The 14,418-nt window shown below is 64.1% G+C and carries 16 protein-coding genes; 6 read left to right on the forward strand and 10 right to left on the reverse strand.

The features are described from left to right. Positions 1-2: 2 nt before the first annotated feature. The 9 genes from AC2W7L_RS02530 to AC2W7L_RS02570 all read right to left on the reverse strand — a co-directional run bounded on the left by AC2W7L_RS02530 (position 3) and on the right by AC2W7L_RS02570 (position 6,861). Positions 3-530, reverse strand: coding sequence for a tripartite tricarboxylate transporter TctB family protein (locus tag AC2W7L_RS02530; protein ID WP_486003136.1), 528 nt, complete (start codon positions 528-530; stop codon positions 3-5). Between the two features lie 5 nt (positions 531-535). Beyond that, positions 536-1,546, reverse strand: a complete 1,011-nt coding sequence (locus AC2W7L_RS02535) for a tripartite tricarboxylate transporter substrate binding protein (RefSeq protein ID WP_486003137.1) — start codon at positions 1,544-1,546, stop codon at positions 536-538. A 42-nt stretch (positions 1,547-1,588) separates the two neighbouring features. Then, positions 1,589-2,710: a CaiB/BaiF CoA transferase family protein gene (locus AC2W7L_RS02540; protein WP_486003138.1), complete on the reverse strand. Its 1,122-nt coding sequence runs from the start codon at positions 2,708-2,710 to the stop codon at positions 1,589-1,591. 2 nt (positions 2,711-2,712) lie between these two features. Then, complete coding sequence (locus AC2W7L_RS02545) at positions 2,713-3,426, reverse strand: enoyl-CoA hydratase/isomerase family protein (RefSeq protein ID WP_486003139.1); 714 nt, start codon at positions 3,424-3,426, stop codon at positions 2,713-2,715. 274 nt (positions 3,427-3,700) lie between these two features. Continuing rightward, complete coding sequence (locus AC2W7L_RS02550; protein ID WP_486003140.1) at positions 3,701-4,501, reverse strand: sulfite exporter TauE/SafE family protein; 801 nt, start codon at positions 4,499-4,501, stop codon at positions 3,701-3,703. 15 nt (positions 4,502-4,516) lie between these two features. Then, positions 4,517-5,323, reverse strand: a complete 807-nt coding sequence (locus AC2W7L_RS02555; protein ID WP_486003141.1) for a thioesterase family protein — start codon at positions 5,321-5,323, stop codon at positions 4,517-4,519. Positions 5,324-5,448: 125 nt separating this feature from the next. After that, positions 5,449-5,760: an enoyl-CoA hydratase-related protein gene (locus AC2W7L_RS02560; protein WP_486003142.1), complete on the reverse strand. Its 312-nt coding sequence runs from the start codon at positions 5,758-5,760 to the stop codon at positions 5,449-5,451. Further along, positions 5,675-5,941 (reverse strand): hypothetical protein, encoded by a 267-nt coding sequence (locus AC2W7L_RS02565; protein ID WP_486003193.1) that lies wholly within the window; start codon positions 5,939-5,941, stop codon positions 5,675-5,677. The genes AC2W7L_RS02560 and AC2W7L_RS02565 overlap by 86 nt, the downstream gene beginning before the upstream one ends. Positions 5,942-5,979: 38 nt before the next feature. Beyond that, positions 5,980-6,861 (reverse strand): LysR family transcriptional regulator, encoded by an 882-nt coding sequence (locus AC2W7L_RS02570; protein WP_486003143.1) that lies wholly within the window; start codon positions 6,859-6,861, stop codon positions 5,980-5,982. 79 nt (positions 6,862-6,940) lie between these two features. Between AC2W7L_RS02570 and AC2W7L_RS02575 the strand changes: the two genes are divergently transcribed. The 6 genes from AC2W7L_RS02575 (at position 6,941) to AC2W7L_RS02600 (ending at position 13,748) form a co-directional block, all read left to right on the forward strand. Next, on the forward strand, positions 6,941-7,876 hold the full coding sequence (locus AC2W7L_RS02575) for an EamA family transporter (RefSeq protein WP_486003144.1): 936 nt from the start codon (positions 6,941-6,943) through the stop codon (positions 7,874-7,876). Further along, positions 7,873-8,529 (forward strand): NAD(P)-dependent oxidoreductase, encoded by a 657-nt coding sequence (locus tag AC2W7L_RS02580; RefSeq protein WP_101543537.1) that lies wholly within the window; start codon positions 7,873-7,875, stop codon positions 8,527-8,529. The genes AC2W7L_RS02575 and AC2W7L_RS02580 overlap by 4 nt, the downstream gene beginning before the upstream one ends. Before the next feature lie 97 nt (positions 8,530-8,626). Beyond that, the gene (locus AC2W7L_RS02585; RefSeq protein ID WP_486003145.1) at positions 8,627-10,051 is read left to right on the forward strand and encodes an MFS transporter; all 1,425 of its coding nucleotides are present in this window, start codon (positions 8,627-8,629) and stop codon (positions 10,049-10,051) included. Continuing rightward, a complete protein-coding gene (locus AC2W7L_RS02590; protein WP_486003146.1) occupies positions 10,048-10,689 on the forward strand; it encodes a GntR family transcriptional regulator in 642 nt (213 codons plus the stop codon). The genes AC2W7L_RS02585 and AC2W7L_RS02590 overlap by 4 nt, the downstream gene beginning before the upstream one ends. Before the next feature lie 302 nt (positions 10,690-10,991). Beyond that, complete coding sequence (locus AC2W7L_RS02595; protein WP_486003147.1) at positions 10,992-12,002, forward strand: aldo/keto reductase family protein; 1,011 nt, start codon at positions 10,992-10,994, stop codon at positions 12,000-12,002. Between the two features lie 294 nt (positions 12,003-12,296). Further along, entirely contained in the window at positions 12,297-13,748 is a 1,452-nt protein-coding gene (locus tag AC2W7L_RS02600) for an MDR family MFS transporter (RefSeq protein WP_486003148.1), read from the forward strand. Positions 13,749-13,802: 54 nt separating this feature from the next. On the opposite strand, the gene AC2W7L_RS02605 is transcribed toward AC2W7L_RS02600, so the two are convergent. Continuing rightward, the gene (locus AC2W7L_RS02605; protein WP_486003149.1) at positions 13,803-14,351 is read right to left on the reverse strand and encodes a TetR/AcrR family transcriptional regulator; all 549 of its coding nucleotides are present in this window, start codon (positions 14,349-14,351) and stop codon (positions 13,803-13,805) included. Positions 14,352-14,418 lie beyond the last annotated feature (67 nt).

Here is a 14,418-nt window from a genome sequence, read left to right on the forward strand (position 1 = left end):
GATCACCAACCAATCAGTGAGAGTTGAACTTGCAGGAGCTCAGCGAAGACGACATAGGTCACACCTATCGTCACCACGAGAAGGATGATGATCTGCACTGGTCTTCTCAGTCCGAACGCGACGGCAGTCAGAGCCATGAGGATCAGTGAACTCAGCCCATAGCCGATGAGAACGGTCGTGTAGATCCATACTGCGATCCCAACCAGGATCAGTCCGTAAGCAATCAGCCGAGCCTTTCGGTCCGGACGACAGCCGGCGTCGGACGGACCCGCCGAGCCCGAGGTGTCGTCGGAGCCCTCGATCGAAACTGGCGATCCTGCTCGCAGCTGAATGAGCAGGTCCACCAGCCCACCGACTGTCACGGCCACACCGCTGAGGAAAGGGAGGAACCTCGGACCAACTGGATCCGTGGTCGATTCGATGACTTGCCGCGGGGTCAAGATCAGAATCAGGATGCCGATGAAGATGAGAACGAGCGGAAGGATCAGACGTGGCCACACCGTTCTCATCGTTGAGCTGCTTCGGGTCATGGCCCTCATTTCAATGGCCCTCCGTTGAACTCGTTGGCTTTGTCGACGACCGTTCCCATACCGTCGATATCCGACTGGAACGCCTCGCTGTCCTTGAATGCCGGCTTCATCTTCAGATTGGCGAAGCGCTTTTCGGTTGCATCGGTCGCCAACGCCGCCTTGACCTTCTTCTCCAAAAGAGCGACCAACTCCGGGCTCATGTCTGGTGGCCCCGCGATGCCGAAGAAGAGATCGTTGTCGATCGTGTATCCCAGTTCCGTGGCCAGGGGAACATCCTCAAAACCCTCGGGCTGGTGCGACCCGAGTACCAGCAGAGGCCGGAAGTCACCGGATTCCACATTGGGCACGGCGTCGACGGATTGGATGACAGCACTGTCGAGGTTATTGCCCAGGAGTGCGTTGATCATCGGGGCGTTCCCTTCGTAGGGAACGTCGGAAGTCTGCATCTCTGCCTCGCCCGACAGCGCCGCGAAACTTACATGCGCCGACGAACCGACGCCTGTCGTCCCGTAGCGCAAGCCTCCGGGTCGCGAATTGGCTTCGGCGACATAGTCTGCGAATGATTTGATCTCGGAATCCGCACTGACTACGAGAACGCTGGGCAGCGCAGTCAGCTCAGCAATCGGAGTGAGGTCGGTTGGTCCATACGGTGTGGATTCGAAATGCGGCTGCGAGCCGTAGGACGTTCCAGTGACGACCGTCAGGCTGTATCCGTCGGGATTCTTATTCATCACCTCGACCGTGCCGACGATTCCTCCGGCACCCGGCTTGTTGACCACCGGTATCTGTGCCCGCTGACCACCCGTACCCAATTCCTGTGCCAAGCCATCTGCGACGACGCGTCCGACGATATCTGTCGGTCCGCCGGCAGAAAACGGTACGACCAGTTCAACCGGTCGATCCGGAAAGCCGTCAGTTGTGCCCTCCACAACGGGAGTGCAGCCGACCACTGCACCGGACAGGCTCCCGAGGAACACCATGGCGATTCCACGGCGACTCCATTGTCTGTGTCTCATCTCTTGCCTTCTTCTTGTTCGTAATCACTGAGTGTCGCGGCGTCATCGCCATGACGGGTGATCGGCACCAAGTTTTGGTGCCGCTCTGTAGCCTTCGACAGGTGTGCGGTCGAACGTCACCGGGAACTTCACGGCCAGCGTCTCCGGGGCGTCTTCCAGCGGCTGGAGGATTCCGCGTTCAGCGGTGAATGGGCTCTCGACGATGTCCGTGAGTGTGTTCACTTTCGACCCCGGCACCCCCGTTTCCTTCATCACTGTGTCCAGATCATCGGCGCTGTACTTCGTGGTGACCTCTTCGATGAGACAGATAAGCACGTCGCGGTGTTCGACCCGGAGGTCATTCGTCGTGAAGCGTTCGTCGTCGAGCAAGCCGTTCAGTCCGACCGCCTGGCAGAAACGTGTGAAGTGGGTATCGTTGCCGCAGCCGAGCATGTATCCGCTGTCTGCTGTGGCGATGATCTGGTAAGGCGAAAGTGCCGGGTTGCCTTGGCCCATCGGCTGCGGGGCGGATCCGGTTGAGAGTGCTGAAAGCAGCCAGTTGTTGAGCATCCCGTACTGCGCGTCGAACATGGCGACATCCAGGTACTGCCCTTGCCCCGAACGCTCCCGTTCGTAGAGAGCAGCCAGCAGTCCCATTCCTCCGTAGAGTCCGGTAGTGATGTCGGCGATCGACGGACCGATCTTGACCAGGTCGCCCTCGGCTGTTCCCGTGATCGACATCAGCCCGGATTCTGCCTGCATGACGATGTCATAAGCAGGCCACGTGGCTCGGGAACCAGTTCGGCCGTAGCCGGAAACCGAGAGGTAGATCAGCCGCGGATTCTTCTCGGCCAACGTGGGGTAATCGACGCCGAGGCGCTCGGCCACACCTGTCCGATAGCTTTCGGTGACGACATCGGCGTCTGCTGCCAGTCCGTAGAACACCTCGAGATCCGCTGGATCTTTGAGGTTGAGTGCCACCGATCGTTTATTGCGGTTGACGGCGTGGAAGTAGCAGCTCACGCCGTGGTAAGTCGGCGGGGTGAATGATCTCGATTCATCACCGCTGCCGGGCTGTTCGATCTTGATGACGTCGGCGCCCAGATCGGCCAGCACGTGGCCGGCGAAGGGACCGGCCAAGGTGCGGGACAGTTCGAGGACGCGGACTCCGCTGAGGATACCCACCCTCAGTCGTTCTTCCGTGCGAAGGCCAGCGAGAATTCCTTGCGCGAATCAGTGACGGCCTCGGCCTCGAACATGTTCTTCCACGTGTGGAACAGGCGCTTCTGCTGGGCGATGACCGTGCGGTCGGACTCCATGGTGTCGCGCAGCAATGCCGCGGCAGCCTCGTCAACCGTTGCGTCGTCAACGACTGTGTTGAGGAATCCGCACCGCTCCATCTGCTCCGCAGCGTAACGTCTGCCGGTCAGGATCATCTCATTGGCCTTCGTCCATCCCATCAGTCGATGGAGGTTGACCGATTCGAGGACTGAGGGGATGCCGATGCGGACCTCAGGCATGGAGTACCACGAGGAGAGCCCACCGACGCGGAAGTCGGCGGCCGCCGCGATCTCGACGGCGCCGCCGATGACGTATCCCTTCATCGCCATCGCGACGGGCAGTTCGCAGTCTTTGACCGCTTCGCACACGCTGCCGAGCAGCGTGATGGTGTCAAGGGCCCGGGTGGAGTTCTTGTGTTCGAACTGTGAGGTGTCCATCCCTGCGGAGAATCCCTTGTCGCCGACAGCGTTGACGAGCACTCCACCCAGATCCTGATTGGCGGATGACTCCTGGAAAGCTTCGCGCAGCTCGACAAGTGCCTCCGCGGTCAGCGAATTGGCACGAGATGCGTTGTCGATGGTGACGGTGAGAATGCCGTTGTCGACGGACTGGCGGATCATGGGTTCTCCTCTGATGATGACGATGGTGTGAACTGAGAATCATCGTCGCACCAGCCTTCACCGCTCCGCTCGGCCTCTATTCTCGAATTGCATGCATAAGATGCATGAAGGATGTGTCCACGGATGACTCGCCTGCCCTCCACGGGAGTGTCATCCAACTGTGTCCGCGCCCCTTGATCGGACCGCCCACCACAGAGGGAGCCTTCTATGGCCCGGGCGGTCAGCGCTAAGACGGCCAGTCGGCAAAATCAGGCTTCGCTCTTCACCCCTCCGCTCAGACGAGTGCCACCACGATGCCCGCGGCGATGAGCAGCACGAAATAGCCCCAGGCGTGGAGGATCTCGGGGATCTTCGGCACTCGGCGGCGCAGGAACACGATGACCGGCAATCCGCCGATGAGCAGCGCCGCGGCCGCCACCAGGTCGAGCGATCCGACGATGCCCGGGGCGTCGATCGCTGCCGGAGTCAGGATCGTCACGAGCACGGCCGGGCTCATGATCACCAAGGTCAGCGGGTTGGCCAGGGTCGTGGCCACGGTCATCGTCGCCCCGGATCGGCGCATCATCGGCACCGTCATCACCGACCCGCCGACGCCGAGGAACGACGCCAGACCACCGATCGGCACACCCCAGACCGCTGCGATTCCGCGTCCGCCTTCACTGACCTCGCCGACCTCATCGACAACTGCAGCCTTGCGCCGGAAGAATCCGGGCCGGGCGAGCAGATCGATGGCAGTAGCCGCGATATACGCAACGAATCCCCACTGCAGCATAACTTCCGGAGCGAACCGTCCCGCGAAGGCACCGAGGCCTCCCCCGAGTGCGAGCAAGCCGAGCAGCCACCACCGCCCCTTGAGATGAGCGAGCGTGGATCGTTTCGTCGACACCGTCGCGACGATTGCGTTGACGAGCATCACCAGCGCCGAGGTGGCCGCCGCCACCCGCGCCGTGTCCTGTCCGAGGTCCGCATCGACCAGGGTGATGATCGGGACCGTGACGAAGCCTCCGCCGAACCCGAAGAGCACGGTGGTCAGGCCGACGAGGCAGCCGATGAGGACGAGCCCGAGGAATTCCACGCGGTCAGGCGAGCCTCAGAGCCGGGCGATGAGCAACGGTTGGGTCACGGCTCCAACGTAGCCGATCTCGTCGGCCAGGTCGCCGTTGGCAACACCGCGACCATCGGGTCCGACATGAGTGCGAACGTTCATGTTCAGCCATTCGGACTTCGGTTCGCGTGCAAAGGTCAGCGACAGCGACGGTGGGATGAACGTCCACTCGCCGTACGGCACAGCCGCCGAGACGCCGTTCGCCGAGTCCGCCACGATGACGAAGCGCTGCATCGGGCTGGTGTCCTCCCCTGCGACGAGCGGGATGCGCGGACGCACCCAGACGTCGGCGGCTCCGAGTTCCTGAAGGCCGCCGGAGACGAATCGCCATTCGATGGCACGCCCGTAGCCCCAGTCAGGGCTGATGCCGGGGAAGTACTTCTGCTCCTGCGGTTCCGGCACCGAGGATGTGTCGAAGTTCGCAGCCACCTCGGCGCTGGATTCGGGTGTCGAGCGCATCCGCCACGCGGTCGCGGTGACGGCAAGACGGTCTTCGGCCCAGAGTTTGGCTTCGACGAGTTCGATGCGCTTTCCGGGTCGGACGATGGTCGCCTCGGTGCGGATCCGACCCTGAGGGATCGGCCCGAGCATGTCGATGGTCAGCCGGCCGATGCTCATCGCCTCGTCTTCGCGGATGTGTTCGACGGCACGCGCGAGCAGTGCCGCGGGCGGCCCGCCGTGCTGCATCCGCTCGTCCCACGGGCTCGTCGTGGCCCCGGTCGAGTCGAATTCGTTCTCGCCGCGAGGAAGGTAGAAAGCCTCGGGCAGTGGTGTGACCTCGTTGTCTGTCACGCGTCCTCCTCAATCGTTCGTTAAGTTCTCAGGCTATAGTCTCTCGGCCTTCGCGGCGAAGGCGAGCGCGAATTCCTTCTGACTGTCGGCGATCGCCTCGACCTCGAAGGTGTTCTTCCACGTTCTCAGCAGTCGTTTCTGCTGGGCGATGACTGCACGGTCGCCTTCGTCCAGCCCATGAGGCGGTGGAGGTTGACCGATTCGAGCACCGAGGGGATGCCGATGCGCACCTCGGGCATCGAATACCAGGAGTCGCTGCTGCCTATGCGGAAGTCCGCGGACGCTGCGATCTCGGCCGCTCCGTCGATGCAGAAGCCGTCGATCGCGACGGCGACCGGAAGGTCGCAGTTCTTAATCGCTTCGCACACCTCGCCGAGGCGGCTGATCGTCTCGTACGCTCGTTCCGCACTCGTATGTGCGAACTGCGCGGTGTCCATTCCGCCGAGAATCCGCGCCCACCGGCAGAGGTGAGGAGAACTGCGCGCAGATCTCGTTCGCGCTCGCCTCGGTGAAGGCGTCGGTGAGTTGGCCCAGCATCTCCTCGGTCAGTGCGTTTTCCTGCGCAGTGTTGTCGATGGTGAGGGTGAGGACGTTGACGGTGCGGTCTTCTCTGATCATGCGGGGCTCCTGCCAATGAGATTGTCGCTGCCACAACCTTATTCCGCATCGAGGCTCGCCAGGGCAGCCTCGATAAATGCCGTCGCGGCGGGACTCGGATTGAATTCGCTCCATGCGAGGTATTCGACGCGCTTCGGCCCGTCGGTCACGGGCACGGTGACAAGTCCCCGTCCCTTCGGTACTACCGCCGGGGCAAGCAGCGCAATACCGAGGCCCTGGGCAACCAGGTCGAGCATCATGTCGACGAGCATCGATTCGAACGCGACAGTGCGGGTCAGTCCCGCCTCGGCGAAGGCCCGATCGGACTGCGAACGGCCGGGACTGTCCGAGGGGAAGTCAACGAATGTCTCATCAGTCAGATCAGCCAGCCGCAGCCGCTTGCGTCCGGAGAACTGATGACCGGGTCCGAGCACGGCCACGAGCCGTTCCCGTGCCAGAACGGCTTTCGCCACCCCCGTCGGCTCCACGTACTCAGGTAGACCGAGGACTGCCGCATCGAGACTGCCTGCTCGGATCCGTTCGATGAAATCGAGACTTCCGCCCACGCTCATGCCTATGCTCACCTGCGGGTATGTGCGATGGAAGCGGCCGAGCACCGCGGTGAGGTCGAGCCGTGTCACAGTCGGGATCGCCCCGACGCTCAGACTTCCTCGCATCTGACCGGTCGTGGCTACCGCCTCGGTGACGGTCCGTTCGGCGGCATCGAGAGTGGCCCGAGCACCGGCTACGAAAGCATGTCCGGCTTCGGTGAGTTCGACGCGTCGGCTTGTCCGGGCGAAGAGCTGGACACCGAGTTCGCGTTCGAGAGCTTTGATCTGATGGCTGAGCGCCGATTGGACGACATGCGTATTCTGAGCCGCTCGGGTGAAATTCCGCTCCTCGGCGACAGCGAGAACATAGCGCAGCTGCTGCAGTTCCATTTGTCCATGATCGCAGTTCATTAAATCAATGAAAACTATGTGTTGGACTCATATACCGTCGCGGGTCGACTCTGGAGGCATGACAACAGCGACTACTTCCGCACCACCGACCGCCTCCCCGTCCGGTCCACAGATCGGCACAACCCTGCTCACAGCACTGGCCCCCGCGGTATGGGGCACGACCTACATCGTGACCACCGAGTTCCTGCCCGCCGGCCACCCGCTCCTCGCCGCACTCGTGCGCGCCCTGCCGGCCGGACTCATCGGCCTCCTCATCGCCCGCCGCCTGCCCACCGGATCCTGGTGGTGGAAAGCCGCGGCTCTCGGAACGCTCAACATCGGGGTCTTCTTCCCACTCCTGTTCGTCGCGGCCGCCCGCCTGCCCGGCGGAGTCGCCGCGACGCTGGGTGCTGCCCAGCCGATCCTCATCACCATCCTCGCCATCCTCGTCCTCGGCGAACGCCTGTCCGCTTGGCGACTGGGCTGGGGAATCGTCGGCGTCATCGGAGTCGGTCTCGTCGTCCTCGGGCCAGGCGCCGGCTTCGACATCGTCGGAGTTGCGGCTGGCATCCTCGGTGCCGCCTCGATGGGAACCGGCGTCATCCTCGTCAAGAAATGGGGACTGCCGTCCGGCATCGGTCCGGTCGGCTTCGCAAGCTGGCAGCTCAGTGCCGGCGGGCTCGTCCTTCTCCTGCCCACTCTGCTCATCGAAGGCGTCCCTGCTCATGTCGACGTTCCGGGCATCGCTGGTTACCTGTGGCTGGGCGGCATCGGCGGGCTACTCGCATACACCCTGTGGTTCCGCGGCCTCGGTCGCCTGCCAGTCACCGCCACCGCCCTACTCGGGCTGCTCTCCCCACTGGTGGCCGCTGGACTCGGAATCGCCTTCGCTGGCGAGAGCCTCAACCCCGCACAGATCGCCGGCTTCGCCCTGGCTCTGGCGGCACTGGCATGCGGGCAGCTCTCCCCGACAGCATTCACCCGCGCACGCACAGAAAATGAGACCGCAGCATGAGAATCACCGTCATCGGAGCCACCGGCATGGTCGGGTCCTGCATCGTCGACGAGGCAGCTAATCGCGGCCATAACGTCGTCGCCGCCTCACGCCACCCGAACAGCACTTCCACCAGTTCGACCACCGCGACTCGACCCAGGGTTCAGCCGATGACTGTCGACGCTCGCGTCGCCTCCGACCTCGACATAGCGCTGACCGATGCCGATGCGGCCGTGCTCACCGTCCGGGCAGCGCCCGGCCAGACAACACAGTTCCTCTCCCTCACCGAGGCGGTGCTGTCCGCGACCGCACACGCGCAGGTCCCGCTACTCATCATCGGCGGTGCCGGACCGCTCCAATCACCGAACGATCCTGAATCCTTTGTCCTCGACGACCCGGAATTCGTCGCCGAGGAGTGGAGAGAGCTCGCCGCCGCCAGCGTCGCTCAGCTCGAGGCCTGCCGGAACCATTCGACAGACCACTGGGCCTACCTCAGCCCTCCGGCCGTGCTCGAACCCGGCGCCTGCCTCGGCGAGTATCGGCGCGGAACAACGGCTCTCCTGGTCGGGCAGGACGGACGCTCACGAATCAGCGTCGAAGATCTGGCGGTGGCCGTCGTCGACGAAATCGAGGTGCCGAGCGCCGAACGCCACTTCACCGTTGCCTCTCGCTGACCCGATGCGTTCTGTGCGGCCAGACTCACTCTTGTATCCAAGATGGATGCAAGTTAATGTGAGTGAGTCTTGACCACCACGACGACGTGAGACCGATATGGCCAGCCACATCCGCGAACAGGCCAAACTCATCACCGCCCAGCTCCTCTCCGGGGCCGGCATCGCCTCCGGATATGCCGTCGGCGGACTGCTCGCCGAAGAGATCACCGGGCAGACGTCGATGGCCGGATTCGCGCAGATGAGCGTCATTCTCGGCGCCGGTCTCATCGCCTATCCCCTCGCCGTCCTCGCCGGTCGCTCCGGCCGTCGCAAGGCGCTGACCTTGGGGTTCGGAATCGGCGCACTCGGGGCGGTGGTCGTCCTCATCGGCGTCGCCCTCCAATTCCTCCCCCTGTTCATGCTCGGGATGATGATGTGCGGTTCAGCGACGGCTTCAGGCCTGCAGGCCCGTTACGCCGCCGTCGACCTCGCCGACCCGGCCGCCGCCGGTCGTGCCATGTCGCTGGTGGTGTGGGCAACGACCGTCGGCTCCGTCCTCGGCCCGAGCTTCACCGCCCCCGGTGCCCACCTCGGCGAGACGTTGGGCATGAACGGTCTGGCCGGGCCCTACCTCATCTCCATGGTCGCCTTCGCACTGGCCACGCTGTCAGCCTCGACCCTGACGAAGTCAGCCTCGACCTTGACGAAGTCCGTGGCCGCCGGCACCGATCACCCGGGCGAACCCGACCTCGATGATCCCAGCCACGACGGAGAGGCCACAACCGAGGCCAACGCCAGCGCCGCCTCGGCGAGGGTACCCGCCGCGCCCAACGGATCTGCCGCCGAGGCGGCCGCCCCTCCCCCGATGAAACTCGGCGAAGCACTGCGCTTCGCTCTGGCCCGCCCGGTGCCGCTGTTCGCGATGATCACGATCATCGCGGGGCAGATGATGATGACCAACGTCATGGTCATGACCCCGGTGCACATGGATCATCAGGAGTTCAGCCTCGGCGCGATCGGCATCGTCGTGAGCATCCACATCGCCGGGATGTACGCCCTGTCCCCCGTGTTCGGCTGGATGGCCGACCGGTGGGGCTCGGGCGTCGTCATCGCAGGCGGGGCCGGTATCTTCGTCCTCACGATCGTCCTCGGCGTCATCGACGCTGTGGCCCCGGAGTCGTCGATGGTGCTGCTGTCGATCGCGCTGGTCCTGCTCGGAATCGGATGGTCGATGTTCCTCATCGGCGGATCGTCCCTGCTGACCGCCTCGGTGCCGGCACATGCGAAGGTGCCCCTGCAGGGCGCATCGGATTCGGCAATGAACCTCGGCGGGGCCCTCATGGCAGCGATGGCCGGGTCCGTGCTCGGCGCCGGCGGGTTCCTCTGGATCAATCTCATGGCCACGTTCGTCCTGCTCATCGCCGTCGGATTCTCGATTCGGGCGATCCCGCTCATGAGCTGGCCGGGACGTCGCGCCTCCACCCTCACCGAGGATGCCGACCAATCCGCTTCCGCCGCGGGACAGGACGGGGCGGGGAAATGAGCACGAAGACTGAGTCGATGAGCGCGGCCGAACGCGCCTATGCCTACGTTCGCGGGCAGATCCTCGGCGGCGAGCATCCGCCGGGAACGATGCTCGGCGAGGCCGCGCTGGCCACCGAGATCGGGGTCAGCCGCACCCCGGTGCGTGTGGCCCTGGCCCGTCTGCAGGACGAGGGGTGGATCCACATCTACCCCAAGCGCGGGGCGATCGTCCAAGGCATCGACGAACGCACCGTCGCCGAGCTCGCCGATGCCCGCTTCGTACTTGAGACGACCGCGGTCGAACGCGCCTCCGAACCCATGCGGCAGCGCTTAGCGGAGAAACTCGACGGTCTCATCACACAGCATCGCGCCGCCTTCGCCGAGGGGGATGTCGCCCGGTTCATCGAACTCACCCTGGAGTTCCACCGCGGTTTCGTCGAGGCCGGGGACAATCGGGTCATGCTCGAGATGTATGCGCTGCTCTCCGATCGACACCGGTTCAGCCTGCTCATGAACAGCCGGCACCTCCTCGATCGCTCAGACGAGCTCATCGCCGAACACGAGGCACTCGTCGCACATCTGCGCGCCGGCGATTCAGCAGCGTTCGCGACGACACTGCAGGGGCATATCGCGGAGAATGCCGGCCCGGCGCACTGAGGCACCGACTACTCCTCTTGGCGGCCCACTCCAGGGCGAGCAGAGCCTTCCGAGCGACGTATTCTTCACGGCACGCTTTAAGTCGAGAAGCACTGATTTGAAACAGTGCTTCCTGACTCAAACCGTGCCGGGGCCGCTCCGTGGCCGCACGCGCCAGCCGCGCACTCACCACCTGCGTCGCGTACTCACCACGATCACCCGCCGCGCACTCGCCACGAACACCCGCCGCGCGCTCACCGCTTCCGCCACCGCCGCCTCGCCGAGGGGTTCCCCACTCCCGCGCCCAGTCGTAGGCTGAGGTCATGGAGCACAGATATCTGGGAAACAGCGGACTCAAGATCTCCGAGATCACTTACGGCAACTGGCTCACGCACGGTTCGCAGGTGGAGAACGACACCGCCACGAAGTGCGTGCACGCCGCCCTCGACGCGGGCATCTCCACCTTCGACACCGCCGACGTCTACGCGAACACCGTCGCCGAACAGGTCCTCGGCGACGCGCTCAAGGGCCAAAGGCGCGAATCGCTCGAGATCTTCACGAAGGTCTACTTCCCCACCGGACCCAAGGGACACAACGACACCGGGCTGTCGCGCAAGCACATGATGGAGTCGATCAACGGCTCGCTGCGCCGACTCGGCACCGACTACGTCGACCTCTACCAAGCCCACCGCTACGACTACGAGACCCCGTTGGAAGAGACGATGCAGGCCTTCGCCGACATCGTCCGCTCCGGCAAGGCCCTCTACATCGGCGTGAGCGAATGGAACGCCGACCAGCTGCGCGCCGCCCACCACCTGGCCCGCGACCTCGGCATCCAGCTGGTGTCGAACCAGCCGCAGTACAACATGCTCTGGCGCGTCGTCGAGGAACGGGTCGTCCCGACGTCGAAGGAACTCGGCATCTCGCAGATCGTCTGGTCCCCGATCGCCCAGGGCGCACTGACCGGCAAATACAAGCCCGGCCAGCCGGTCCCCGCCGGATCCCGGGCGACCGACGAGGACGGCGGCGGCGCGGAGTCGATCAGAAGCCGCTATCTTCACGACGACAAACTGACGGCCGTGGCGAAGCTCGAACCGATCGCCGACGAGCTCGGAATCACGATGGCGCAGCTCGCGATCGCCTGGGTGCTCGCCAACGACAACGTCGCCACCGCCCTCGTCGGCGCCTCCCGCCCCGAGCAGATCGCCTCGAACGCCGAGGCGGCCGGAGTCACCCTCGACACGGACGTGCTCACCCGCATCGACGACATCCTCGGCGACCTGCCGGAGACCGACCCGAACAAGACTCAGTCACCAGCCACGCGCCTGACCTGACCCCTCACCGAGGCGGCCGACCGTCACGATTCCGACCGCGATCCCCATGTGGGGCCGCGGTCGGGTTCTTCCGCACCAGCGGTGGGTGGCCGGTACCCGGCCGGGAGATGAACTCGATGTATCTCACACCGACCCGGGACCACCTCGGCGGGGGCTGTGAGTTAAACTGCATAAAGCGGTTATATAACCAAGGAATTTACTTCCGGGCGCGAAGAGGGGCCGATTCAGCACACCGCCCGGGGAGGGCTGTCGCTGAAGGACGAGAAGAGACACAGACGACGAACAGGTCAGGGGATGCCATTGGCGAACGGAGACGACATTCAGAAGGACCCGGCAGAAGGCACCCCGGTCAACCGGAACCTCGTACTTGCGGTGCTCGTCTCCGGCGCGTTCGTCATCATCCTCAACCAGACGCTGCTCAACACCGCACTGCCGGCGTTCATGCACTACTTCGACATCACTTCCGGCGCCGCACAGTGGGTGACGACGAGCTTCATGCTCGTCAACGGCATCATGATCCCGGTGACCGCGTTCCTCATCGAGAAGTTCACGACGCGCGGCCTGTTCTTCACCGCCATGGGCCTGTTCATCATCGGCACCCTCGTCTGCGCGATCGCTCCGGTCTATCCGGTGATGCTCATCGGCCGTGTCATCCAGGCCTCGGCCGGCGGCATCATCATGCCGCTCATGCAGACGATTCTCTTCGCAATCTTCCCCGTCGAGAAGCGCGGTTCGGCGATGGGCACCTTCGGTCTCGTCATCGCCTTCGCCCCGGCCATCGGCCCCAGCCTCTCCGGCTGGATCGTCGATCACCTGCCGTGGCAGACGCTGTTCTACATGATGCTGCCGATCGCGATCATCGACCTCATCATCGCCTACTTCCTGCTCACGAACGTCACCGAACGGACCTTCCCGCGACTCGACGTTCTCTCAATCATCCTCTCCACCCTCGGCTTCGGCGGACTGCTGTTCGGCTTCGGCACCGCAGGTGACGCCGGGTGGCTCAGTGCCGAGGTTCTCATCCCGCTGGTCGTCGGTGCGATCGCGCTGACGTTTTTCATCACCCGCCAATTCAAACTCGAACAGCCGATCCTCGAGTTCCGCATCCTCCGCTACCGCATGTTCACCCTCAACACCCTGCTGGGCATGTGCGTGTTCATCGTCATGGTCGGCGGCATGATGGTCCTGCCGCTGTACATGCAGAACATGAACGACTTCTCGGCCATGGAGTCGGGCCTTGTCCTGCTTCCCGGTGCCGCGGTGATGGGACTGATGTCGCCGGTGACCGGTCGCGTGTTCGACGCCATCGGTGCGAAATGGCTCGCCATCGCCGGATTCGTCCTGCTCACCGGAACCACGTTCCTCTTCGCACGGCTGGAACCGGACACCGGTTTCATCTACCTCGCCGTGGTCAACACGATCCGCATGTTCGGTGTCGCCATGATCATGATGCCGGTGACCACGGCCGCACTCAACCAGCTGCCCGCGCACCTCATTCCGCACGGCACCGCTCTGAACAACACGATGCGTCAGATCGCCGCATCGGTCGGCACAGCAGCGCTCGTGACGATCATGGTCTCGGCCGCACGGAACCCGGAGACCTACGGCATGGCGGGCCTCGTCCACGGCGCGAACGTCGCCTTCTTCGTCGCCGCCTGCGTCGGCGTCCTCGGCATCATCGGTGCGTTCTTCATCAAGAACTCCCACGGACTCGAATCGGGGCGGAAGAAGGTCACCGGCAAGTGATTCCGGGGTACCGCAGGTGCCTCACCGCCACATCAGCGGATCCGCCCCGACTCCTCAACCGCTCCTGTCCGCACCCTCAAAGAGGTGGCCTGCCACGATGCGCGCCTGTTTGAGTGCGTCTTCGGACTCCACTGCGCCGCTGAGCACCAGCGTGGCGTATCCGTGGACGAGTGACCATGCCGCCACCCCGAAATCGGAGTCCGGCCCTGATCTGGTCTTCGCCACTCCGACCGAGAGCGCAGCCCACGCCCGCTGACGTGCCGCAGTCAGTTCGGCGTCGTCATCGTCGAGCAGCCGGGGCTGGAACATCACCGTGAAGTGGGATGGGCAGGCGAGCGCGAATTCGACATAGGCGACTCCGCGGTCGATGAGTCCGCCGTCGTCGACTCCGGCCAGCGCCTCTGCGAGACGGTCGTACCCTTCGGCCGCCAGCGCCGTGAGCAGACCGGATTTGGCACCGAAGTGATAGGTCGGAGCGGCGTTGGAGACTCCGGCCCGTTTCGCCAGCGCACGCATGCTCAGTTTGGCCACGCCGTCCTCGGCGATCGCCGAGGCGGTCTCCTCCAACAGGGTCCGACGCAGATCCCCATGATGATAAGTCACAGTTCGATCGTACCGGAGCAAACTTTTCATTGACAAGATACTTGTCGGCGGCCTATCTTTTCAGTGC

Source organism: Brevibacterium sp. LAARM3_SD1, from assembly GCF_057364765.1.

Coding starts and splice junctions, on each gene's coding strand:
- AC2W7L_RS02585 (WP_486003145.1), top strand. CDS start 8,627: ATGGCCAGCCACATCCGCGAACAGGCCAAACTCATCACCGCCCAGCTC.
- AC2W7L_RS02600 (WP_486003148.1), top strand. CDS start 12,297: ATGCCATTGGCGAACGGAGACGACATTCAGAAGGACCCGGCAGAAGGC.
- AC2W7L_RS02560 (WP_486003142.1), bottom strand. CDS start 5,760: ATGGACACCGCGCAGTTCGCACATACGAGTGCGGAACGAGCGTACGAG.
- AC2W7L_RS02545 (WP_486003139.1), bottom strand. CDS start 3,426: ATGATCCGCCAGTCCGTCGACAACGGCATTCTCACCGTCACCATCGAC.
- AC2W7L_RS02570 (WP_486003143.1), bottom strand. CDS start 6,861: ATGGAACTGCAGCAGCTGCGCTATGTTCTCGCTGTCGCCGAGGAGCGG.
- AC2W7L_RS02530 (WP_486003136.1), bottom strand. CDS start 530: ATGACCCGAAGCAGCTCAACGATGAGAACGGTGTGGCCACGTCTGATC.
- AC2W7L_RS02595 (WP_486003147.1), top strand. CDS start 10,992: ATGGAGCACAGATATCTGGGAAACAGCGGACTCAAGATCTCCGAGATC.
- AC2W7L_RS02575 (WP_486003144.1), top strand. CDS start 6,941: ATGACAACAGCGACTACTTCCGCACCACCGACCGCCTCCCCGTCCGGT.
- AC2W7L_RS02590 (WP_486003146.1), top strand. CDS start 10,048: ATGAGCACGAAGACTGAGTCGATGAGCGCGGCCGAACGCGCCTATGCC.
- AC2W7L_RS02535 (WP_486003137.1), bottom strand. CDS start 1,546: ATGAGACACAGACAATGGAGTCGCCGTGGAATCGCCATGGTGTTCCTC.
- AC2W7L_RS02580 (WP_101543537.1), top strand. CDS start 7,873: ATGAGAATCACCGTCATCGGAGCCACCGGCATGGTCGGGTCCTGCATC.
- AC2W7L_RS02565 (WP_486003193.1), bottom strand. CDS start 5,941: ATGATCAGAGAAGACCGCACCGTCAACGTCCTCACCCTCACCATCGAC.